This window comes from Psychrobacter aquaticus CMS 56 (genome assembly GCF_000471625.1).
In the GTDB taxonomy this organism is placed as follows: Bacteria; Pseudomonadota; Gammaproteobacteria; order Pseudomonadales; family Moraxellaceae; genus Psychrobacter; species Psychrobacter aquaticus.
This window is the reverse complement of record NZ_AUSW01000034.1, coordinates 14,554-36,809: the sequence shown is the minus strand read 5'-3', so window position 1 is coordinate 36,809 and position 22,256 is coordinate 14,554. Positions and strand designations below refer to the sequence as shown.

The window sequence follows — 22,256 nt, the reverse complement described above, 5'->3', positions numbered from 1 at the left end:
TAAAGCATCAATCAGTTAACGGATGGAGCTATGAAAAACAACGATATCATTAGAGTCTTTGTCGGTTGTGACCCTAATAATTGTGATCTAGAACAGATGATGGTATTAGATTATAGTATTCACAAACATACCAGCGTGCCAGTTAAAATAGTATGGATGCAATTATCGCATGACCCTGAGAGCTATTGGTATTCTAACCCTGAAACTGGGGAAGGATGGGATACTAGTAAGTGGTCAACGCCTTTTTCAGGATTTCGCTGGGCGATTCCAGAATATTGCAATCATTCAGGACGCGCAATTTATATGGATGCTGATGTTGTTATTTTAGATGATTTAGCAAAATTATGGCAGCACCCTATTGACAAGCAGGCTGTAGTAGCAGCTAAGACAAATACTGATATAAATCGGCTGTGCACTTGCGTTTGGGATTGTAATAAAGCGAAAGAGGTTATTCCCTCCATTGCCCAGCTCAGAAAAAACCCTGATAGTCATAAAAAAATGATGAAACTGTTTAAAGAAAGTAAAAAGCTTATTGAGCCATATCAGGACAGCTATAACTGTATAGATGGTGAAGACTTAGCGATAGCAAATATCAGAATTCTACATTATTCAGATAAGAGCACACAGTTTAGTCATAAACATTCAATTCCTAGAGTGAATGAAGAAGGTTTTGAGCATTGGTTTGATGGTGAGATAATGTCGCATCCTAGACAGGATTTAATTAAGCTTTTTGATAGGTATTATAACGAAGCACTTGTCGAAGGATACTGTTTAGATAATTATCGAGTTGAAGCTTTCGGAAATTTTCCGAAAAAATCTCAACAAGGCTATAATGGCAATAACGTTACTCGTCCCACTGTTTCTAGGTCATTTTTTTCAAAATTATTTAAACGTTAGTGAGTTTAATATAGTAAGCATCGTTTTTGTATTAAATGAGCAATAATTTATACATAGGTCAGCCTTTATGACGCAGCATAAGAAAGTAGTGTTACTTGTAATCAATTGTCTTCAAGGTGGTGGTGGAGAGCGTTTTGTACTTACTTTAGGTCAAGGATTTTATGAGTTGGACTACGAGGTACATATTTTAAGGTTTAAACCGTTAGTAGAGTATGATCTGAGTCCAAACCTTAATTACCATGTACTTAAATTTAAACCATATAAGCTTATACCAGGGTCAGAACGTCGTGATAAATTGTTTGTTAAGGCGGTTGATAGATATGTTTTAAATAAAATTGGTCAGCCTGACATCATTCTATCAAATCTATATCGGGCAGACAGTATTCTCTGTCATAGTAAGCTAAAAAATATTGCTTATGTGATTCATAGTACATTATCGTTATACCATAAATTTAACAAGGCAGATAATGTAGATAGGCTAAAGTTAAAGTTAACCAATATGTACTCTAATCACCCTTGCATATGCGTTAGTGATGGGGTTAAGATGGATTTTACGCATCATCTTGGCGACATTACTCCTATAACAGCCATACATAACCCAATTGATAAGAAAGGTATTCAAAAGCTGGCTGATGCTTTCGTTCCTGAATATCAAAATTATATCATCCATGTGGGCAGTTTTAAAGAAGCGAAACGACACGACATATTGTTAAGAGCCTACGCAAAAACAGATCAATCTATGCCTTTATTGCTTTTAGGTAAAGGTAAGCTTAAAAATGATATCGAGCAGTTGGTGATAGAGCTCAGCTTAGAAGACAAAGTAGTCTTTCTCGGTTTTCAGGAGAATCCATTCCCATTTATAAAACATGCACAATTTAAAGTATTGACTTCTGATAGAGAAGGCTTCGCTTTAGTAATCGCAGAAGCATTAGCGCTCGATGTTCCAGTTATTAGTACTGATTGCCAATCAGGACCAAAAGAGTTGTTGCCAGCACATTGTTTAATGCCAACCAATGATATTAACGCTATTTCTGAAAAAATAAGTCAAGCTATGAGTGATTCACAGCATTTTTATGCACCTTTTGATGAAGCAATACTTCCTGTAAAAATAGCCGGAAAATATGCTGAATTTATAGATCGTACTAAGTAGATTTGGTGCCGTGTTTAATCTAGCCACCATCTTGACCGCTCATCTTTATGCAGTAAACGTAGGGTATGGAAGGCATTGTCATGGGTTTGTAATTTGTCAAATACAGACAAGAGTATAGTGGTAGCTAAATAGTCGACCTCATAAAATTTCTCATAGCGTCTGCGCATATTTTTTAAACTATCATCGCCCCCAATACGAAAATAAGTCAGATCGTCATACAAAGGCAAATCTCCTTGGTATAGCATGGCGACTTTATCATCAACTAACGGTATACATTTTACTTGAGTAGGGAGCTGTAAAAAGTTTTTGGTTTCATAAGCTCTTAAAGTATTTATTAAGGTAACGACATTCATCAATATGGCAATTTTATTATTGTCATCTGAGTGATCGATAAAAGTGTCACAAGCAGAAACAATCCAGCGTAATGAAATATGCTCTAACAAATAATCGCTCTCTGCGTCCCATAACCTTTTAAATTCAGCAAACGTTTCGATTATTTTATACTTGCGCCGCAATAAGATGATTAAGGTATTGTGGTAGTAATAAAGTTCTGAATGCCCTCGCATTTGATATTTTAAATTGTTTAAATGACATTCTAAGTCCTTAGTTTTACGTTTATCTGTCAACGTTTCAAGATTGCACATAGATTCTGTGATTATTGTTGACTTCATTTCGTCAATACTTTTATTATTAAAAGTCTTAATAATTTTACCAGCGTTTAACCTTCTTTCACTTTTAACCAGTAAAACGAGTTTTCGTTGCCATTTTGAAAGTGTTGTCATTTCGATAAATTCCTATCAATAAATACTATAGTCAATCCACTATAAAAAAATACAGTGCTGTTAGGATAAATTTAAGCAGCCTCTATCGGTGCCAGCACAGCAAGTACTACCAACTATTCTATATCTGTATAAGTAATACATACATCATCTGTGGGTGTCGGCAGTAAATTTTCTTTGGATTTTTTGCCGAACTCATCTGCAATGGCTGTAATATTCAATACCAACAACAAAGTAGATTTTATCAAACATGCTTGTACCTAATAATGCTTTGATCAAATGAAAACCAATGAAACCTGCTACACCAGTCATTAAAATTTTCATTAATCACTTCCAAATAAATCTCGAGTAAACACTTTATGAGAGACATCCTGTATATCAGCAGATAAACGATTCGCGACAATAATATTACTTATGGCTTTAAATTCTTCTAAGTCTTGAATAACGCGCGAATGAAAGAAGTGTTTTTCTTTTAAGACAGGTTCGTAGACAACCACTTCGATACCTTTTGCTTTGATGCGTTTCATAATTCCTTGAATAGCAGATGCTCTAAAATTGTCTGAGCCACTTTTCATGACTAACCTATGTATGCCAACTATTTTAGGGTTTTTATCAATAATTTTTTCTGCAATAAAATCTTTACGAGTTCTGTTGGAGTCAACAATAGCTTTTATTAGATTGCTTGGTACTTCATCATAATTTGCCAATAATTGCTTGGTATCTTTAGGGAGGCAGTAGCCACCATAACCAAAGGATGGATTGTTATAATGGTTGCCAATTCTGGGATCTAGACCAATACCTTCTATAATCTGTTTGGTTTCAAGTCCAAATGTCTGTGCATAAGTATCCAGCTCATTAAAATAGGCCACACGCATCGCTAAGTAAGTGTTAGAAAACAATTTAATGGCTTCAGCTTCTGTCGGCTTTACAAACAGCAACGGAACTTCTTTTTTAATAGCGCCTTCAATTAGCAGATTGGCAAACAATTGAGCCTGTTCAGATTGTTCACCTATAATGATGCGTGAAGGATGTAAATTGTCATGTAGTGCTTTACCTTCTCGTAAAAATTCAGGCGAAAAAATAATATGATCAGTCAAATAACGTTGTCTTAAGCCTGCTGTATATCCCACTGGGACTGTAGATTTTATGATAATAGTTGCTTGCTGATTGACTAAAAGTACTTGCTCAATCACCGTTTCTACCGTTGAGGTATTGAAATAATTGGTCTTTGAGTCGTAATCAGTAGGGGTGGCGACAATAATGAAGTCAGCGTCCTTGTAGGCAGATTCGGCATCCAAGGTGGCGGTAAAATCAATGTGTTTATTTAATAAAAAATCTTCAATATCTGGGTCTTCAATAGGAGACTTCCCTGAGTTTAGTAGCTCAACCCTTTCTGCTACGATATCAACTGCTATGACGGTATTATGCTGAGCAAGCAACATCGCATTGGATAGACCTACATAGCCTGTGCCGACTACTGTTATTTTCATAAAAAATCCAAGTAATTTTAAGCGGTATACTGTAATTGATCTGCATTAAAATTGCGTAATGCTGAGAATAGTTCAAGTTATAATTAGAGCGTTAGTTTAGTTCAGCTGATTGGTGTTTTCTATTACTGATTTGGGTAGATAAGCTGCGAGTTTATGATTCATGGCTTGGCTAATTCTTTTACGCAAGTTTGGTTCAAGAAGATCCAAGCTTTGAATACAACCATATTTTATGGTGACATCTTCTAGAGCAGTTACAAAATGCGTAACACTCTTTTCATTTTTTAAATAATTAATGGCTATATCAGGCTCTAAATGCACTTCATTTTTTTGAATTTTCAAATGATTCATTAGCGTGATGGGATTTATTTGTGCGACATCCCTGAACTTATATTTGATTTGCTCTGTCAAAAAATTAGGGTTATTTAATAAATAGTTTTTTAAAATATTTTTATCTGCGATATGAGGATAATGATGAATCTCAAAAAACTGATTCATACCAAGGATTTTTGCGCTGAGCATTTGAGCAATGGTATGCTTGGGTTGAACGGGTTTGCCTGATAATTTTTGTAAAGATTGTCGATATTTAAGTTTGGCATGTAGAATGATATTTTTTCTCCAATGACCATGAATAATAATATTATCTTCATCCAAAAAATCTTCGATGTTTGCAGGCTGATTAAAAAAGAAGTCGTCATTCATGTAAATAAAGTAATCAGATAATTTTGGGATATTCCATAGCATGGTTTCAATCGATCGGGTGTTGAATGTCGGTAAGAACGTCTCATAGCCAGTAAAAATGTCTTTATGATCGACAATACGAATTTTATTTTCTGGACAAATATTTTGAGTAGCAAACTCGCTGATAAATTCTGGCTGCTGTTGATCAGTGACAATATATATGTATCGACAGAATGGCACGTACTTTATTATAGAAGCAATATTGTAATATATTTCATCATTGCTTGCGAAACGTGTGGAGGCTATTGCATCTGAAGCCGTGCTTTCTGTACTTTTATACTGCTCTCTTTTTAATTTGAGTGTTGGACTGGCACCATCTACCCAAGCGATGACGATATCTATTTTCTTTTCACCATGATGTTGCATGATTTTCCCTATCATTTTCTTACCCTAGCAGCACTATTTTTTACAATGAATTGACTATAGCTTGGTTTGTTATGGAAATACGCATGTTTGTATTGGCTGATAAGTGTGCGCACATATACTTCGGACGGATTTTCTGCGTCATTGTGAAAGTAGATGAGACTATCATATAAATCAAGATTGCTGCAATAACTAACAGAGTAGTTTATTAATGATAAATCTACTTAATATATTGACTACGTGTATGTATGAACCAACAATATAAAAAATGACACCAAGGCAGCTATGACTCAACCCATTATTTTATTGATATTAAAAGCGTTAGAAGGCCGCGGTGCCGAGCGTATGGTAACGACGTTAGCGCAGGCTTATATAACAATGGACTATAGCGTTCATGTGCTGTGCTTAGAAGATAGCCAAGAAATGCCATTGGATCCTCGAATAAAAAAACATATTGTTCCATATTATGAGGTTTTTGCTCAGCAGCAACTTGCTACAGCCTCTGAGCAAGCCAGTGCTTATAAGGCAGTTGCTGAGCGTATTGATTATTATGTTCTTAATCAAATAGGAGTGCCGGATCTAATACTGGCTAATATCTATAAAGTAAATTGGATAATGGCTTATAGCAAGCTACCTAATATCGTGAATGTGTTGCATACGGCAGTATCTAGACAATTTCAACATCAGTTGTCAGACGACGCAGTACAAACCATAGCCCATCTAAAAATGGTATATGGTGCTCATCCTTGTAGCTGCGTCAGTGCTGGTGCCCATCAGGACTTACTAGCACTGATCGGACAAGGGCTAAATAAAACAACAACGATATACAATCCGTGTGATGTTACAGCCATTAAACAGGCCGCCGTGGAGCGAGTAGATATCGAGAAATTTGGTCTGACCGATAAAGGCTATATGATTCATGTAGGATCATTTGATACGATGAAAGGACATCATGACTTATTACAAGCGTATGCCAAAACAGCACGAAAACTACCGCTAATATTGGTAGGTAAAGGCAAGCTTGAAAGTGAGATTAAACAGTTGGCGATTCAGCTCAGTATTGACAAGTGTGTTAAATTTTTGGGATTTCAGACCAATCCTTATCCGCTGATCGCATCTGCCGCGTTGATGGTACTGACGTCTAAATTTGAAGGGTTTGGTTACGTTATCGTCGAAGCGCAAGCATTGGGAGTTCCGGTAATTAGCACCGATTGTCCGTTTGGTCCAAGAGAGTTATTACCTGCAAAAAATTTGATATCCGTAGGTGATATTGATGGGCTTGCACTACTTATTGACCGAGCAATAGAAAATCTAACACATTATACAGTACCGCTAAATCAGCAACTTCTGCCTAATCACATTGCACAGCAATACTTATCATTTGGTTCGGTGTTAGAGTTAAAAAATAATGAGCATTAAAGGTTTTCAAATAATGCTTTGGATATAGGAGAGTGGTTTATAACACAGACCCCATGCTCTTTATAGACTTTACTCAATAAATTGAACGACGGCACAATACGGTCGCTGATGACAGTATTAAGAGTACTTGGGGCGCTGTTGTTTTTGTGTTCATAGAACCGCGGCTGATCGCTGTTGAGTAAATCGATTCCGTATAAATGAATGGTGGCAGCATGGCGCGAAAAAGCCAATTGTGCTGCCACATAAGCGACCGTACCTGCTTCTACAAACCCATAGGTAATATTAAGAGACACACCGATATGGGCAAACTTATGACTGTCTTCGACAATAAAATATGGGTGATTTATAAAATACGACAAGGGCTTTTTTTTATTCAGGAATTTTTTTTTGAGCATTAATTTACTGAAAAATAGCTTGTTTGACTTCACGCCCCATGGTCTATCTACTGGATATAACACACGCATCGCATAGTGATAAGTGCGCATAATATCAGGATGTGTTCGCGCCATTGCTTCAAAAACAGCCAACGTGGCATATAGGGGTTGACCCGTATAATGCCGTTTTAAAATTTCAGGCTGATGATTGATAAATTGAGCATCACTAATGACGTAACCGGCGATATCAGTAAAGTGATGCTGCTCCGTGAGACTAATGCTGCCATTAACAAAAATAGTGGGAGTATCTTGCAGTGCGGCAAAATCTACCCGAGCAATAGAAGGGCCAGAGGCAATAATATTGACCGATTTTTTATGCAAATGCTGTTCTGTTTCATTAGCATTAAAAGCATTGATACTAATAATTTGGGTTTCAATATCGAACTCAACGGTAGAAGGTAATCGTAAATTTAATACCATATGGATGTCCGTTAGTTGCTTCCACTTTTGCTTTTAACCACCAATTTTAATCATTGCATCCGATTGTTTTTTTTGTATAGTGGATTGACTGTTATTTAATTTTTTATGAGCTAAAGAGTTTAAAAAAATGTTTAGACAGATTTACTGCCAATAATTTTTCAGCCATGGACTGGGTTTAACGTGACGATACCATTTACCGCCGCCACCAATAATAGCATCTGGTGGGTTTATCTCACCATGAAAAATAACAATTTTTGCGCCATCAGGTAGCGTTGGTGCACGTACTAAGTTAAATGGAATAGGCGCGATACATTGGTATTTGAAACTGACACACCATGTCTTGTCCCAATACTCTAAATGGTGATGCTGGTGTAAATAGTTAGATAAGTAGGCTTGTTCATGACGAACCTGCTGACGAATGGTGTCAAAGTTACGCTCAAAGTTTGCCAATAAATCAGGGTAGGTGTTCATACCAATATGAAAGCGATATACCGAGCTATTGCCAATCATCCGCCATGGCTTTTTCCAATCACGAATAATTACGACGCTATCTTTATGCGCAGCTTTGTAGGTAAAAAAGGCATCGATATTATCGACAATCACAATATCTATATCTAAAAATAACGCGACACCTTTTAAGTCATAAAGCTCAGGTTTAAAAGTAGTGAGCTTCTTCCAGCCACGCTCAGGGCCAGCCGGTAGGTTCATCTCAGGTATGGGATAACAAGTAATAGCAGTATCAATACCGGTGATGTCATCAGTCAAGCAAACCATCTGAAAGTCTAGAGTTAGATGGCGGCTGACCATATTATAAAGACGGTTGACGTATTCAGCACCGTATTTATCACCCCATTTCATACAAATAATATAACGCTGTTCAGCAGTGTTCGTTTGTGCTGGGTCTATAGGTACGGTTTTAGTTACGTCAGATGTCATAATACACTCATATTGAGAGAATGAAGGAATTGTGATAAAAAACTAGCGGATGCAAAATTTAGTCAATGTTAGCATAACTGTGACTGATGATATGCCATTAATAGTTAATCAATGGTATGGTTATCACGCAAGATTATGGCTTAGCATGATCGTTAACGGGATTATCAGTACGATCAGAAGCTGTAGAATTGTGGGCTTGAATAAAGGCTTTTAAAGCCGCTTTGCTTTTTCGGTAAGGATTGCCTAGATTTGGTATATGCTTAAAACGACGATAGCCCCACATATAGTGACTGCAATGATCTTTAATCATCTGTTCCATGGCTTGGTTGAGCGCATAAGCCGCTGTTTCAGCATTCCGATCATACAAAGCTGAATCATCAAGTTTATAACAATAAATATCAAAACCGCAATTATCGTCACGGCGAATACAAGACAAACCGACCAACGCACATTTGGTTTTGCTAGCAAGTTTAGAAGCAAGGGTACTGGTTAAGGTTTTAACTCCAAAAAAAGGCACCACCACACCCCCTGAAGGGTCAGGAACATGGTCAGGCAGCACAATGCTAAAGCCGCCTTGTTTGAGCGTTTTGAACACGGCTTTGACGCCGCTACCATCCGTTGGAACTAAAGTCGCATTGAGACGCGCACGACCTTGAAGAATAAATTCATTAGCAAATTTGCCTTCCACCGGTTTGTACATAATAGTTGGTGAGCCAAACTGATTCAGCCACGCGTTCATCATCTCCCACGTACCCAAATGCGGTACGATTGCGAGCATGCCATTAGGATTGGCAAGTCCTGCTAATAAAACATCTTTATTATGAACGTCACGAATCTGACCAATGCTCCATTCAGGTGGCATTGCCCAGCTTTTGATAGACTCAATACTGGTTAAACATTGATGATAAATAATGTCTTTGGTTAGTACTTTTTTTTGAATGTCAGACAGGTTAGGAGCAATCAGCGCCATATTAATACGAATAGTACGCATGATACTTAAGCTTGGCATTTTAACGATTATCCAAGCGACAAAACGTGCCAGCATCTGTAGTACAGACAATGGCACGACTTTGAAAATATGATACGGATTCATGACCACTCGCATGGGTATGAATCACATAATAAGCAAGATAAAAAATACCTGTGCATCATCAGATCATTTATTGAGCAGGTTTGTTGGTGTCGGCTTGTGCTTTTTCACGCACACGAATACCAAGATCACGTAACTGCTTGCTGTCGACTTCAGCAGGTGCTTGTGTCAACGGACACTCAGCAGTTTTGGTTTTTGGGAAAGCGATGACATCACGGATAGAGTCTGCGCCTACCATGAGCATAATCAGGCGATCCAAACCAAAGGCCAAACCACCATGCGGAGGTGCACCGAATTTTAGGGCATCAAGTAGGAAGCCAAACTTGTCTTCAGCCTCTTGCTCACCAATACCTAGAGCATCAAGTACCGCTTGCTGCATATCAAACGTATTGATACGTAAGCTACCACCGCCGACTTCTGTACCATTCAATACCATGTCATAAGCGATAGATAGGGCAGATTCTGGATTGTTTTTTAACTCATCGACCGAGCCTTTAGGCTTAGTAAACGGATGATGCATTGATGTCCAGCGACCATCGTCAGTTTGCTCAAACATTGGGAAGTCAGTCACCCAAAGTGGCGCCCACTGACATGTAGTCATCTCAAGGTCTAGACCAATTTTCTGACGTAGTGCGCCGATTGCATCGTTCACGATACTGGCTTTATCCGCACCAAAGAAGATAATATCGCCATCTTCTGCTGCAGTACGTTCGATCAGGCTAACAAGTACATCATCAGTCATGTTCTTGATAATGGGAGACTGTAGGCCAGACTCTTGGTCAACGCCGTTATTGATGTTGCTGGCGTCATTGACTTTGATATAAGCCAAACCGCGCGCGCCATAAATGCCAACAAATTTGGTATAGGCATCGATTTGCTTACGACTTAATGAAGCACCACCAGGGATGCGTAAGGCAGCAACGCGACCTTTAGGGTCATTAGCAGGACCTGCGAACACTTTGAAGTCAACATCCTTCATCAAGTCTGCAACGTCAACCAGTTTTAGTGGAATACGTAAGTCAGGCTTGTCTGATGCATAGTCACGCATTGCTTCAGCGTAAGTCATGCGCGGAAATTGCTCAAACTCAACATCCATCATGGTCTTAAACAAATGCTTGATTAGACCTTCGTTGATGTTCATGATTTCTTCTTCATTTAAGAAAGAAGTCTCAATATCCACTTGAGTAAATTCAGGCTGACGATCGGCACGTAAATCTTCATCACGGAAGCATTTGGCGATTTGATAATAACGGTCAAAACCTGATACCATCAGTAACTGTTTAAATAGCTGCGGTGACTGCGGCAATGCGAAAAAGTTACCTGGGCGTGTGCGTGATGGCACAAGATAATCACGCGCACCTTCTGGCGTGGCACGAGTCAAAATAGGCGTCTCAACGTCCAAGAAACCATGATCGTCTAAGTAACGACGAATCGCTGATGTGGCTTTGGCACGGAACACCATACGCTCTTGCATTTGTGGACGGCGCATATCAAGGTAGCGATACTTTAGACGCAAGTCTTCTGATACGGTGGTTTTTTCATCATTCAATGGGAATGGCGGTGTTTCAGATTTGGCTAGTACTTCAATCTCTTTGCCCAATAACTCAATTTGACCACTGGTCATATTGTTGTTTTCAGTACCTTCATAACGGCGACGTACACAACCAGTGATTTTTAGTACGTATTCAGGACGTACCGCGTCAGCAGTGGCGAAGGCTTCTGGCGTATCAGGATCAACGACTACCTGCAAGATACCAGCGCGGTCACGCATGTCCAAAAAAATCACGCCACCGTGATCGCGACGACGATGTACCCAGCCTACGATGCTAATGGTTTGCTCAAGTAAGCTTTCGGTTACGGCTCCGCAATATTCGTCTCGGTATTCGCTATGCGTCATAATATAGTTATCCAGTTGTCAGCCCAATTCGAAATACAATAATGCAGCCATAATCGTGCGATTCAAGTGATTTGCAAAAAAAAGCACAAATAACGCGATTAAGACAAACAGTCATCACGTTGGCTACAGAGAATTTGATATAAACGCATATTATGCCTAATCTGCCATTATTATACAACCAGCTGAGTTCAATCAGAGTATCGGATCACTCCGGTATCGCCGTATTTATTCAGTAACATTTGTATTGGGTTAAATATTATTATTCTGCTTGAAAATGTGGCAAAGCGTGCGCATATCAACGTCACGCTAATAAAACCAGCTATATTGATATATTTACTGACTTGAGGATTTGTAATCATGCTATTTCATCCCCCTAAAAACCCTGTTGAGCTAAGAGTAATACACCTTAACGAAACACAAAAGCAGCGCCGCGAAGATTTGATGGAAGCGACCCAAGGCAAAGCTGCCCTCAAGCAATTCCAAAAGACCATGGCCAAAAAAGCCAAACAAGCACTAAAATCAAAGTCTAAAAACAAGAAAAAAAATACTGATAACAAATCACAAGTTTTCGTTTTGGATTTTGATGGTGATATCAAAGCCACGGCTGTTAAGCATTTACGTGAAGAAATCAGCACGCTAATCAGTACTGCGAATAAAGGCGATGAAGTCGTCGTGCGCCTTGAGTCAGGTGGTGGTTTGGTGCATGGCTATGGCTTAGCAGCAGCGCAATTGGTTCGTTTAAAAGAAGCGGGTTTGAAACTGACCGTTTGTGTCGACAAGGTGGCTGCGAGCGGTGGTTATATGATGGCCTGTGTCGCGGACAATATTGTCGCTGCGCCATTCGCCATTATTGGCTCAATCGGTGTGGTGTCACAATTGCCTAACTTTCATAAATGGCTCAAAAACCACGACGTAGACTATGAGATGTTTACCGCTGGTGATTATAAGCGTACGGTAACGGTATTTGGTGAAAATGATGAAGCGGATCGCGCTAAATATCAAGAAGAGCTGGAGCAGACGCATGCGCTATTTAAACATTTTGTCAATAAATATCGTCCAGAATTAGAGGTTGCTAAAGTAGCAACGGGTGAGCATTGGTATGGTGAAGATGCCTTAAAACTTCAGTTAATTGATAGCCTACAAACGTCTGATAGTTATATTTTAAATCTAATGGAAGAGAGTGAGGTCTATGCGCTACATTCCCGTCAGAAGCCGACATTAGCAGAAAAGCTGGGATTGGCACAAGCAGCAGAAGCGACCCTGAGTATGGCAGTTGACAAGCTACCGGATGCGCTGGCGCGTTTTGATTTGAATAGTCGTTTAAACATTTTAAAGTAGTTCTTTATCTAAAATCGCTGAGCATTTTGCGCTTAATCTATCCATTGTTTGTATTTTGTAAAAGGCGTGCCCTAACGGGTCGCGCCTTTTTGCTGTTTATTGATAACTGCTGTGTTATAAATATAGGATATGAAAAACAGTATACGCACGTACACTATAGTCAGGTCAATATAAAAGGAATACAGCAGAACTGGCATAAATTTTTTGCAGCCTCTGTCTGCGAAGGCACAGCAAGCAAGAAAAATTTATACCAGTTCAGCGTTGTAATGTATTCATTTTATTTAGTATTGATACTATCAGCTTTTTATTGGCAGTGTTTAATTGGAAATTGATTAAAATAATCAACATAGAAAAGGAAGTCATTTATGTCTAACAATATACTGATGTTTACCGCAACAGAACATGGTCAAGCCATGCACGCAAAAGTTAAAGCGTTCATCGAGACGGATATTGAGCCAATCGAAGCCCAGTTTTGGCAAGATTGTCATGAGCAAAACCCCGATGGCAATTGGAAGAACTGGCAGTGGCCAGAAAAATACGAGAGCCTGCGTAAACAAGCCCGCGAAGCTGGATTGTGGAATTTATTTTTGCCCGATGATACCTTGGGTGCTGGGCTTTCGGTCACTGACTATGCGCCAATTGCAGAGTTGACAGGTCGCAGTTTGCTGGCACCTTACGTGTTCAACTGTAACGCGCCTGATAGTGGCAATATGGAGCTGTTGTGGCGTTACGGCTCCAAAGAACAGCAAGATAAATGGATGATGCCTATTTTAGAAGGCAAAACGCGTTCTGTGTTTTGTATGACTGAACCGGATGTGGCATCAAGTGACGCGACCAATATGCAAGCGACGGCTGTGGTGGATGGTGATGAGATCATCATCAATGGCAGTAAGTGGTGGTCATCGGGTCTTGGTGATCCGGCTGTGGATGTCTTAATCGTTATGGCGTATACCCCTGATGAAAATAAAGATCGCCATCATCAGCATTCCATGGTGCTGGTGCCAGCAAAAACAGCAGGTGTCGAAATCGAGCGTATGCTCAAAGTGTTCGGTGATTATGATGCACCGCACGGCCATGGCGAAGTCAGCTTCAATGATGTACGCGTACCAGTGAGTCATTTTATTGGCGGGCCGGGTATGGGTTTTGAGATTGCTCAAGGTCGCCTAGGGCCCGGTCGTATTCACCATTGTATGCGCTGCATTGGTGCTGCCGAAAAGTCTTTAGAGTTGGCGGTTAAACGCGGTATGGAGCGCACCGCTTTTGGTAAGCCTTTGCTACAATTGGGTGGTAATTTTGAGCGTATCGCCGATGCCCGTATTAAAATTGACCAAGCACGGCTGCTGACCTTGTACGCCGCACAAAAAATGGATGCGCAAGGAACAAAAGCTGCCTTGACCGAAATTTCCGCTATCAAAGTCGTTGCCCCAACAGTATTGCAAGAAGTGGTCGATATGGCGATTCAGATTCATGGTGGCATGGGGGTGTGTCAAGATACAATGCTGCCAAACTTCTTTGCGCAAGCACGAGCATTACGTCTGGCGGATGGTCCCGATGAAGTGCATAAAACCATGATCGCCAAATTAGAATTAAAGCGTCAAGGGTTCAGTCGTCCGTCTAAACCTACAAAAGCTTAATCTCAATGATTGATTATGCGGATCATTCATAATGTCACCGCGACTGTTAACGAATAGTTTTAGCAATCAACAGTATCTATTTTTGAGTGTTCAACACGCCCTAATAAAAATTCACTATTAATGATTTAGTAGTGAATTTTTCATCAAATTTTATAACAATAAATTTATAGTAATAAATGACCACATGATAAGGAACATCTTATGGCAACTGACAAGCATGCCAGCCATACCGACGGCGAAAATACGGAAATTAATCATAAAATATTAGATAAAGGCGGTGAGGTCCGTGATGGTGAAGCGCTTGATACCAAAGCAGTGAGCACATGGTTGCGTGATCAAGGGATCGACATACAAGGCGAACCCACTGTTACTCAGTTTTCAGGGGGCGCCTCAAATTGGACGTATCGCTTGCAATATGAAGGTGGAGATAAAAGCCAAGATTTAATTTTGCGTCGCCCGCCAAAAGGCACCAAAGCCAAGTCCGCACATGATATGGTACGCGAGTATACCGTGCAAGACGCATTAAAAGATGCTTATCCTTATGTGCCGAAGATGGTGGCACTCTGTACGGATGAAGACATAATTGGCGCTGATTTTTATGTGATGGAACGCATGGAAGGCATCATTCCTCGTGCCAATCTACCAAAAGGCGTTAATTTAGACACAGCGCAAACGCGTGCATTGTGTACCAATGTCATCGATGCTTTGATCGAATTGCACCAAGTGGATTATAAGAAGCATCCTGATTTGGTTAATTTGGGTCGCGGTGAAGGCTATTGCGCCCGTCAGGTTAGTGGCTGGGATAAGCGTTATGTCAAAGCAAAAACACCCAATGTACCAAGCTTTGCACTGGTGCGGCAGTGGCTTGGTAAGCACGCACCGGCTGATAGCAAAACTTGCCTCATTCATAATGATTGGCGCTTTGATAACGTGATTTTGGCGGCGAATGACCCGACTAAAGTGATTGGCGTTCTCGATTGGGAAATGGCAACTCTAGGTGATCCATTGATGGATTTGGGTAGCGCCTTGGCATATTGGATTGAAGAAGATGACAACATTATTATGCAACAATCACGTCGTCAGCCCACACACCTAAAAGGCATGATGACTCGTGAAGAAGTAGTCACTTACTACCTTGAACAAACTGACTTAAAGATAGATAACTGGACTTTTTATGAAGTGTTTGGCCTGTTTCGCTTAGCCGGTATTGTCCAGCAAATTTACTACCGTTATTATAATAAACAAACGACCAATCCCACTTTTAAGAACTTTTGGATTATCGTGCATGTCCTGCATGCTAAGTGTCTTAAGTTGATTGCTCAGTACGAAGGTGAGGCGTTATTTATTAGCCGTGTGCAGCCACACTTACAGGATATGGGTGTCGATGCCGCCACCATTGAGCAATTACCAAGTCCTGTACAAGCTGTTATTAAAGGTATTTTGCCAAAAAGCTATTTTGTGCAAAATTCTCAGAAATCTGTAAAGCGTGAATACTGAACAGTAAATATCGAACAAACCGCATTTTAGAAACTACGATAAAAGGTAATATATTATGACAACCATACTGTTGGCGCGTCATGGTCAGGCGTCCTTTGGACAAGAAAACTACGATCAGCTATCAGAGCTGGGCGGCATTCAGGCACAAATGCTCGGTCAGCATTATGCCAGTACGCAGCGTCGAATCGATGCCATTTTTACAGGTAGTTTGGTCAGGCAACGCGACTCTGCCCAGCATTTCTGGGCGCGTTATCAATCATCTGTCGCTACTGAGAATAGTAATGGCACGCCTATCATCAATCTAAATGAGCCTGACAGCTACGTTTTGCCACAGTTTGATGAATTCAATCATAAAGACGTATTTGTGAAGTCTGATCCGGCTTTTAGCAGTCGAGCGGCGATTGTGGCTGAAATTGCTAAGTCAGACGTGCCAGATACACGTTTGGCTGAATTGTTTGATCAAGCGATGCAGCGCTGGCATGGTGGCGACAATGACCAAGATTATATCGAGAGCTGGCCAACATTTAATAATCGGGCGCAGCAAGCGCTTGAACAGGTACGTACAAAAGTGGTCAATCTGAACTTCGATCAAGACAGTACGGTACTGGTTTTTACCTCAGGCGGTGTGATTGCTGCTATTACAGCGCAGTTATTAAAACAAGGCAGCCAAATTGCCTATCAATTGAATAAAAGCTTAGTCAATACGGGTGTCACCTCTATTACACTAAAAGATCAAAGCACCCGTTTGATATCTTTAAATGAATATAGCCATTTGTTTTCTGAGGGAAAGCGTTTTGTCACTTGGCGATAAGCTGGCAATTAATAATAGGGCGTGTTTGATATTCACAAATAGACACTGCTGATTGCTAAAAATAGGCGTATAGAATGACTATACTCACTATTTTTACCATCGAATCGCCTAAAAAATAGTTTCTGTCAGTGTCATGGTCGAATTATCAAACACGCCCTAAGGATGTAGCGAGTTTAAAATAAAAGAGTAGCACAAAAAAGCAGTGCTACTGCTATGAATTTCTCTTGTGTGCTTTTGGTGTATTTTCATAACTATCAAACTCAATCTACAGATTTGCGATATCATAGACTACCGACTCTAGCCAATATTGATAAAAAAGGACTGTCCATGCAACGTAAATTGATACATTTGGTAACCAAAAATGCCCGTCAAGGTAAAAATCAAATATTTAGTGCCATTCAGCCATCACGCTACTTGCAGGATTTAAATAAACAGCAGGCTGGACGAGACAAAACCGTATTGATTACAGGTGCAAGCTCGGGTTTGGGTGAGGGGATGGCAAGGCTTTTTGCCAAGCTTGGCTACAATCTTGCCATATGTGCGCGCCGCACCGATCGTTTGGAACGTCTACAGTCAGAGCTTATGGCGCAATACCCTAGTATTCGTGTCGAGTACCGTATGCTCGATGTTAGCGATTATGAGGCGATATTTGAAGTATTTGACGCTTTTGTCGAAGATTTCGGTCATATCGATAGAGTGGTGGTCAATGCTGGGGTTGGCGATAGTCGGCGTATCGGTAAAGGACGTTTCGATACCAATCGCCGTACTGTTGAAATCAACTTTATATCAGCATTGGCACAATGTGAAGCGGCGATGAATATATTTCGCGCCCAGAATAGCGGTCATTTGGTTGTGATATCCAGCATGTCAGCCATGCGCGGACTGCCCAAGCATCTGACTGCCTATGGTGCGAGTAAAGCAGGATTGGCGCATTTAGCAGAAGGCATTCGTGCGGATATGCTTTTAACCAAACTGCCGATTCAGGTCTCTACGATTTTTCCAGGGTATATTCGCACTGAGATTAATGAAAACGCAAAACCACTACCATTCGAAGTAGATACCGATACTGGCACCAAAGCAATTGTTGCGGCGATTGAGGCTAGGGTAGATGAAGCATGTGTACCGAGTCTACCGTGGTCAATGGTCGGTCGGGCAATGAAGCACTTGCCATTGCAAATGATAAATAAATTCAGTTAATACGATCAACTTGATGAAAACGAATGAACAAAAAGCCCACTATATTTAATATAGTGGGCTTTTACTTTTGGTGCTTATTTTAAAATAATGATACATGTATTACATTGTTTGAGGATTATCTGATAGGTGTTGTTCACGCAGCTTTTGACGCAGTACTTTACCCACGTTACTCTTTGGTAGCTCGCTGACAAATTCGATATGGCGCGGACATTTGTAACCTGTCAAATTATCCAATGCAAACTCTTTAACCGCTTCTTTGGTGACATTGTTATCAGCAGGAATGATATAGATTTTGACGGCCTCGCCTTGATTGTCGTCAGGGATACCAATCACTGCACAATCAATGACTCCATCACAATCAAGCATCACAGACTCGATCTCATTGGGGAACACATTAAAACCTGATACCAATATCATGTCTTTTTTACGATCTAGTAACGTAAAGTAGCCTTTTTCATCCATACTAACAATATCACCAGTACGGAAATAACCATCGCTGGTAAAGATGTTCGAATTGTCTTTATTAAAGTAACCTGACATGACATTCGGTCCTTTAATACACATCTCACCCGCTTGGTTGAATCCAACACGCTTGCCATGTTCATCGACAGTAATAATATCGACACTAGGGACTGGTATGCCAATAGTACCATTGAACTTGCGATTGGTAACGACGTTGGCAGTACCAGCCGCGACTCCTTCGGTCATACCCCAACCTTCAATCATAGGACAGCCAGTCACCTCTAACCAACGTGCCGCTGTTTGCTCAGTTGCTGCCATACCGCCCGCTTGTGTGATGCTTAGCGAGCTAAAGTCTAAGGATTTAAAGTTTGGCTGTTCCAGTAAGGCTTTAAATAAGGTATTCACCCCTGGAAAAATATGGAATGGCTGTTTGGATAAGGTTTTGACAAAGCCTGGCATATCGCGTGGGTTTGGTACCAATATAAAAGTATAGCCCGAGCGCATACCTAGTAGGCTAAGTGAAAAAGCAAAGATATGATAAAGCGGCAAGGCCATGACCATATTGATATATACCTCATTAATTTCTGAGGTAATAGGTCGATACCACGCTTCTGCCATCATTGCAGAAGCCGCTATATTACGCTGAGTTAATATCGTGCCCTGAGATAGACCTGTTGTACCACCAGTATATTGCAATATGCCTATTTGATCTAAGTTCATTGCTGGGGTAGTGAAAGGTAAGTTTTTGCCTTTTTTGAGCACATCAGGGAACTTAGTGACATGATACTTAGGGTCATTAAGATTATATTTAGGTACTAAGCGTTTGACCTGACGGATAACCGTATTGACCAAGATGCCTTTTAAGCCCATCATATCGCCCATTTTTGATAAAACGATACGCTTAATACTTGTCTCTTCAATGACCTGCTCTAGGGCTTGAGCGAAGTTATCAACCACAAAAATTGCCTGAGCACCCGAGTCATTTAATTGATGACGCAGCTCACGACCCGTGTATAGCGGGTTGATAGGCGTACAGATATAGCCTGCTCGCAAAATACCAATCATCGTTGGCAAGTATTGAGGGACGTTTGGCATCATGAGTGCCACCACGCTGCCTTTAGGTAGGCTCTGAGCTTGCAGCCATGCTGCCACGGCAAGTGAGGCTTTATCAACATCACCATAAGTATGAGTAACGCCCATACAGATAGTCATTGGGTGCATACGAAAACGCTCAAAGCACTCTTCATACAACTCTATAAGGCTTTTGTATTGATCGGGATTAATGGTCTTGGGTACGTTTTTTGGATATTGAGCGAGCCAAGGTTTATCTACTGTCATGTGTAGCGTCCTTAAATTGAGATAAGTTAAGGGTCTATAAAAAGTTAGTCACATCCATGTCAACAATAAGAATCGTTGCTTTGTGAGCAAGGAATTGTCGAGTGCTATCCTGTCTATCCACATACTGCTTAAATACAGAAGCCTTTATAAGATTTAATTTAACCACTTTAATTTGACCACAAAGAAGCGAACACATAAGTAGATTAAACGGTTGGTTCAATAGTATTAATGCCTAAGAATTGTTACTTTTAAACGATGTTAGTTAACTAAAAGTATTAGTAATTTACATCAAGAAAAATTGTCGTAACACGTTTTGCGGTACATTAGCATAAGTATGATTTATTTAGTTAATCATATACAAGAACTTGGGAGTTCATAATTCAAATTGATAAATCAGAGAATATATGGTGTAAGTAACAAGGCAATTAATAGTGTATATGAAGATATGAACCGATTTTTTTAAGAAAAGACTCATAAATATAGCAATGATATTTAATCCAAAGATTTTTTAATCATCAATGTTTGATCCAGTATTAAGAGTGGTCTAATTGATGCTTTTCACGTAGTTTTTGACGCAATACTTTACCCACATTACTCTTGGGTAACTCACTAACAAATTCGATATGACGTGGGCATTTATAACCCGTCAAATTGTCTAAGGCAAATTCACTAATGACTTCTTTTGTCACATTGTTGTCAGCAGGGACGATATAGATTTTAACGGCTTCACCTTGGCGTTCATCTGGGATACCAATCACCGCACAATCGATAATACCATCACAATCCAGCATGACCGATTCGATCTCATTGGGGAAAACATTAAAGCCTGAAACTAATATCATGTCTTTTTTACGGTCTAATAAAGTAAAGTAGCCTTTTTCGTCCATGCTGGCGATATCACCAGTACGGAAGTAGCCCTCGCTGGTAAAGTCCTCATTACTATCTCTGTTTAGGTAACCAGAGGTTACGTTTGGCCCTTTGATACACATCTCACCCGCTTGATTTAAGCCCACGCGTTCACCATCTTCATCAATGAGAATGATGTCAACACTTGGTACTGGAATACCAATCGTACCGTTGAACTTGCGATCAGTAATAAGGTTAGCTGTACCACCAGCCACGCCTTCAGTCATGCCCCAACCTTCCACCATTGGGCAGCCAGTGACTTCTAACCAACGGGTCGCAGTTTGCTCAGTTGCCGCCATACCGCCTGCCTGCGTGATACGTAGTGGACTAAAGTCCAAAGACTTGAAGCTTGGTTGCTCAAGTAAGGCTTTAAACAAAGTATTGACCGCTGGGAAAATATGGAACGGCTGTTTGGATAAGGTTTTGACAAAGCCCGGCATATCACGTGGGTTTGGCACTAATATAAATGTATAGCCCGAGCGCATACCCAGTAAACTGAGCGAAAACGCAAAGATATGATAAAGCGGTAGTGCCATGACCATATTGATGTAGACCTCATTAATCTCTGAGGTCACAGGACGATACCACGCTTCTGCCATCAAGGCCGCTGACACGATATTGCGCTGAGTGAGTATAGTGCCCTTAGACAACCCAGTCGTGCCGCCAGTATATTGCAAGATGGCCAACTGATCTAAGCTCATTTTTGGCGGATGGAAGGGCAGGTTTTTACCTTTTTTTAGGACATCAGGAAACTTAGTCACTTCATGCCGTGGGTCGTCGAGCTTATATTTAGGTATCAAGCGTTTGACTTGGCGAACAATGGTGTTTACCAGCATTCCTTTTAATCCCATTATATCGCCCAATTTGGACAATACAATTCGCTTAATAGCGGTCTCATCCACTACTTGCTCAAGTGCTTGAGCAAAGTTATCAACCACAAAAATAACCTGAGCACCCGAATCATTCAATTGATGACGCAGTTCACGACCGGTATACAATGGATTGACTGGGGTACAGACGTAGCCTGCTCGCAAAATACCAATCATCGTTGGCAAGTATTGAGGGACGTTTGGCATCATGAGTGCGACGACGCTGCCTTTAGGAATGTCTTGTGCTTGTAACCATGCCGCCACGGCAAGTGAGGCTTTATCAACATCACCATAAGTATGAGTAACGCCCATACAGATAGTCATTGGGTGCATACGAAAACGCTCAAAACACTCTTCATATAGCTCCATGATGCTGCTATATTTGTCGGGATTGATTGTCTTAGGTACACCATTAGGATAATGGTTGAGCCAAGGTTTATTCAGCGTCATAGTCAGCGTCCTTGAAGTTTAAAATAGGTTGGGATTTGTTAGTAGAGCAGTCATATCCTTGTCAAGAAAATACTTCAGCGCTGACGTAGATCCTGTATCGCTGAACATCTTTATCTATTGACTGGCTGCTAATTTTTTGCT

Annotated in this window: 18 protein-coding genes; 8 read left to right on the top strand and 10 right to left on the bottom strand. The window is 40.5% G+C overall.

The window, feature by feature from the left end; all coding sequences use genetic code 11:
• Positions 1 to 30 precede the first annotated feature (30 nt).
• Positions 31 to 897 carry a glycosyltransferase gene (locus M917_RS09755; protein ID WP_021814661.1) on the top strand — a complete coding sequence of 289 codons (867 nt, stop codon included), beginning with the start codon at positions 31 to 33 and terminating at the stop codon, positions 895 to 897.
• A gap of 67 nt (positions 898 to 964) precedes the next feature.
• On the top strand, positions 965 to 2,047 hold the full coding sequence (locus M917_RS09750) for a glycosyltransferase (RefSeq protein ID WP_021814660.1): 1,083 nt from the start codon (positions 965 to 967) through the stop codon (positions 2,045 to 2,047).
• 14 nt (positions 2,048 to 2,061) lie between these two features.
• On the opposite strand, the gene M917_RS09745 is transcribed toward M917_RS09750, so the two are convergent.
• The 4 genes from M917_RS09745 to M917_RS09735 form a co-directional block, all read right to left on the bottom strand.
• Complete coding sequence (locus M917_RS09745; RefSeq protein WP_021814659.1) at positions 2,062 to 2,829, bottom strand: hypothetical protein; 768 nt, start codon at positions 2,827 to 2,829, stop codon at positions 2,062 to 2,064.
• Between the two features lie 113 nt (positions 2,830 to 2,942).
• A complete protein-coding gene (locus M917_RS14540) occupies positions 2,943 to 3,074 on the bottom strand; it encodes a hypothetical protein (RefSeq protein ID WP_264629462.1) in 132 nt (43 codons plus the stop codon).
• Between the two features lie 75 nt (positions 3,075 to 3,149).
• Positions 3,150 to 4,316 (bottom strand): nucleotide sugar dehydrogenase, encoded by a 1,167-nt coding sequence (locus M917_RS09740; RefSeq protein WP_021814656.1) that lies wholly within the window; start codon positions 4,314 to 4,316, stop codon positions 3,150 to 3,152.
• Between the two features lie 96 nt (positions 4,317 to 4,412).
• Positions 4,413 to 5,420, bottom strand: coding sequence for a glycosyl transferase (locus tag M917_RS09735; protein WP_021814655.1), 1,008 nt, complete (start codon positions 5,418 to 5,420; stop codon positions 4,413 to 4,415).
• Positions 5,421 to 5,702: 282 nt separating this feature from the next.
• On the opposite strand from M917_RS09735, the gene M917_RS09730 reads away from it, so the two are divergent.
• Complete coding sequence (locus tag M917_RS09730; RefSeq protein WP_021814654.1) at positions 5,703 to 6,836, top strand: glycosyltransferase; 1,134 nt, start codon at positions 5,703 to 5,705, stop codon at positions 6,834 to 6,836.
• On the opposite strand, the gene M917_RS09725 is transcribed toward M917_RS09730, so the two are convergent.
• The 4 genes from M917_RS09725 to aspS form a co-directional block, all read right to left on the bottom strand.
• On the bottom strand, positions 6,833 to 7,690 hold the full coding sequence (locus M917_RS09725; protein WP_021814653.1) for an LPS glycosyltransferase: 858 nt from the start codon (positions 7,688 to 7,690) through the stop codon (positions 6,833 to 6,835). The two genes, M917_RS09730 and M917_RS09725, sit on opposite strands and share 4 nt — an antisense overlap.
• A gap of 141 nt (positions 7,691 to 7,831) precedes the next feature.
• Entirely contained in the window at positions 7,832 to 8,626 is a 795-nt protein-coding gene (locus tag M917_RS09720) for a hypothetical protein (RefSeq protein ID WP_021814652.1), read from the bottom strand.
• Positions 8,627 to 8,759: 133 nt separating this feature from the next.
• A complete protein-coding gene (locus M917_RS09715; protein ID WP_040642571.1) occupies positions 8,760 to 9,719 on the bottom strand; it encodes a lysophospholipid acyltransferase family protein in 960 nt (319 codons plus the stop codon).
• Between the two features lie 67 nt (positions 9,720 to 9,786).
• Positions 9,787 to 11,613, bottom strand: coding sequence for an aspartate--tRNA ligase (gene aspS, locus M917_RS09710; RefSeq protein WP_021814650.1), 1,827 nt, complete (start codon positions 11,611 to 11,613; stop codon positions 9,787 to 9,789).
• A 357-nt stretch (positions 11,614 to 11,970) separates the two neighbouring features.
• Between aspS and sohB the strand changes: the two genes are divergently transcribed.
• The 5 genes from sohB (at position 11,971) to M917_RS09685 (ending at position 18,090) form a co-directional block, all read left to right on the top strand.
• Positions 11,971 to 12,951, top strand: coding sequence for a protease SohB (sohB, locus tag M917_RS09705; protein WP_021814649.1), 981 nt, complete (start codon positions 11,971 to 11,973; stop codon positions 12,949 to 12,951).
• 383 nt (positions 12,952 to 13,334) lie between these two features.
• Positions 13,335 to 14,585, top strand: a complete 1,251-nt coding sequence (locus tag M917_RS09700; RefSeq protein WP_040642680.1) for an acyl-CoA dehydrogenase family protein — start codon at positions 13,335 to 13,337, stop codon at positions 14,583 to 14,585.
• A gap of 201 nt (positions 14,586 to 14,786) precedes the next feature.
• The gene (locus M917_RS09695; protein WP_021814647.1) at positions 14,787 to 16,082 is read left to right on the top strand and encodes a phosphotransferase family protein; all 1,296 of its coding nucleotides are present in this window, start codon (positions 14,787 to 14,789) and stop codon (positions 16,080 to 16,082) included.
• Positions 16,083 to 16,137: 55 nt separating this feature from the next.
• Positions 16,138 to 16,893, top strand: coding sequence for a histidine phosphatase family protein (locus tag M917_RS09690; RefSeq protein ID WP_021814646.1), 756 nt, complete (start codon positions 16,138 to 16,140; stop codon positions 16,891 to 16,893).
• A 327-nt stretch (positions 16,894 to 17,220) separates the two neighbouring features.
• Positions 17,221 to 18,090, top strand: a complete 870-nt coding sequence (locus tag M917_RS09685) for an SDR family oxidoreductase (protein ID WP_084606227.1) — start codon at positions 17,221 to 17,223, stop codon at positions 18,088 to 18,090.
• A gap of 99 nt (positions 18,091 to 18,189) precedes the next feature.
• Here M917_RS09685 and M917_RS09680 read toward each other — a convergent pair whose 3' ends face one another.
• Positions 18,190 to 19,890, bottom strand: coding sequence for a long-chain-fatty-acid--CoA ligase (locus M917_RS09680; protein WP_021814644.1), 1,701 nt, complete (start codon positions 19,888 to 19,890; stop codon positions 18,190 to 18,192).
• Positions 19,891 to 20,423: 533 nt separating this feature from the next.
• Complete coding sequence (locus M917_RS09675) at positions 20,424 to 22,115, bottom strand: long-chain-fatty-acid--CoA ligase (RefSeq protein WP_021814643.1); 1,692 nt, start codon at positions 22,113 to 22,115, stop codon at positions 20,424 to 20,426.
• Positions 22,116 to 22,256 lie beyond the last annotated feature (141 nt).